Annotated in this window: 1 protein-coding gene and 2 pseudogenes; 1 reads left to right on the forward strand and 2 read right to left on the reverse strand. The window is 39.2% G+C overall.

From position 1 onward, the window contains the following. Positions 1-127: pseudogene (locus QL998_RS20540) on the reverse strand (IS5/IS1182 family transposase); the annotation flags it as partial. Between the two features lie 240 nt (positions 128-367). On the opposite strand from QL998_RS20540, the gene QL998_RS20545 reads away from it, so the two are divergent. Further along, on the forward strand, positions 368-1573 hold the full coding sequence (locus QL998_RS20545) for an MFS transporter (RefSeq protein ID WP_154903362.1): 1206 nt from the start codon (positions 368-370) through the stop codon (positions 1571-1573). A gap of 58 nt (positions 1574-1631) precedes the next feature. Here the strand turns inward: QL998_RS20545 and QL998_RS20550 are convergent. Next, positions 1632-1825, reverse strand: a pseudogene (locus tag QL998_RS20550) (IS4 family transposase); the annotation flags it as partial.

The raw sequence follows: 1825 nt of genomic DNA on the forward strand, positions 1-1825 counted from the left end.
TGCGCATCTTATACAGTATGCCTTCGAGCGTTTTTCTATGGTCGGGCTTATTATAAATTCGACCACTTAAGTACATTACTTTTGATAAGACATTCCATGTCCCGTCTGTTAACATTAATCTTGGCATATAGGTTCGGTGTAAAGTTTTCTGGCGAATTCAATTATACCTTATCTTCATGCTGTTTGTTTTTCATACCACAAAGATCAACACGCCCTAATTTATGCATGACTCTGTACTTTTTTTAACTTAAAATAGCACTTTCACAGACTACCCTCTCACACCAAAATTTAAGCATACATATAATATTTTCTATTCAGAATTTATTGCGCTGTTTCACTTTTAAAATTAAATCTTAAGGGATCATCTATGACATCAGATGTAACGTCGGCATCTAGTCAACTTAACAGAACCGCTATTTTACTCGTATTAGCACTTGGCACATTTATTTTAGGATTATCTGAGTTTTCGATGATGCCTATGCTGCCACTAATTAGCGAAACATTTGGCTCAACGCCCTCACAAAGTGGTTACGCAATTAGTGCTTATGCCATTGGTGTTGTAGTTGGCGCCCCTATTTTAATGCTCACTACAGCTAATATGAGAAAGCGTAAAGCATTGCTCATTTTTATAAGCTTAATGTTTATCTCAAACGGGTTAAGCGCGATGGCAACATCGCTTGAGCAGCTTGTAATATTTAGATTTTTAAGTGGCTTACCTCATGGTGCATATTTTGGTGCTGCTATTTTATTAGCATCAGATATTGCCCCAAAAGGTAAGCGTGCTAGCTTTATGTCTAAGGTGTTTATGGGTTTAACTGTGGCTACTATTGTTGGCGTGCCTATAGTTACACTTGTAGGTCAAAATTTAAGTTGGCGTTATTGTTTAGCTGGCGCTGCAGTACTGGCCTTTATTGCTTTTGTTTTTGTTTATAAAGTAGTGCCTAATATCGATAACGCTAAGCCTTCTAACTTACTAAACGAGTTTGGCGTACTTAAAAATAAACTGGTTTGGTCCATTTTGGGTATTGTAATTATTGGCTTTGGCGGAGTGTTTTGTATTTATACTTACATTGCCGACACCATATTAGTGGTAACAAAAACAGCCCCGTATACTATTTCTATCGCAATGGTAATGTTTGGTATCGGTTGTACACTCGGTAACTATGTACTGGGTAAAGCTGCCGATAAATCAGCAATTAAAACGACTGGCCTTGCGCTTGTATGTACTATTGTATTTGCCTTTGCATATGTAACGGCAAGCCATAATATTTGGGCTCTTTACGCGGTGATCTTCTTTATTGGTTGCAGTGTGGGCTTGGCTACGCTGATTCAAACGCTTTTAATGGACGTTGCGCCCGAAGGCCACGCTATGATTGGTGCCTTAGTACAGTGCGCATTTAATACAGCCAATGCTATAGGCCCTTGGGTTGGCGGAATTGCAATAGCGCAAGGTGCCGCACCTAATCAAACAGGTTACGTAGCAGCTGCATTGTTTTTAGGTGGTTTGGGTATGTGGCTATTAAGTTACTTACAACTAAACAAACAGCAACCAACAGCGCAAGCAACTAATTAACTGAGTCCTGGTTAATTTAAAATACAAAAAGAGCTGCTAATTAGCTAACACCATTCAGTTAAGCATGCTTTGACTTAATGGTGTACCGAGTTTTTGAAATTCGAACGGTCCTACTTTTGGGCCGTTTTCTTTTTTCTGGAAGAATATAACGTTTCACTCGTTCTCGCATTGCCCTTAATTTCTTTGGAATTGAACCTGGCGAAGCGATGGCACACCAGAGTATTTCATCCTGTATATCCCGCAAAGCCATGA

The sequence above is a fragment of the Pseudoalteromonas sp. APC 3691 genome, from assembly GCF_030408135.1.
In the GTDB taxonomy this organism is placed as follows: domain Bacteria; phylum Pseudomonadota; class Gammaproteobacteria; order Enterobacterales; family Alteromonadaceae; genus Pseudoalteromonas.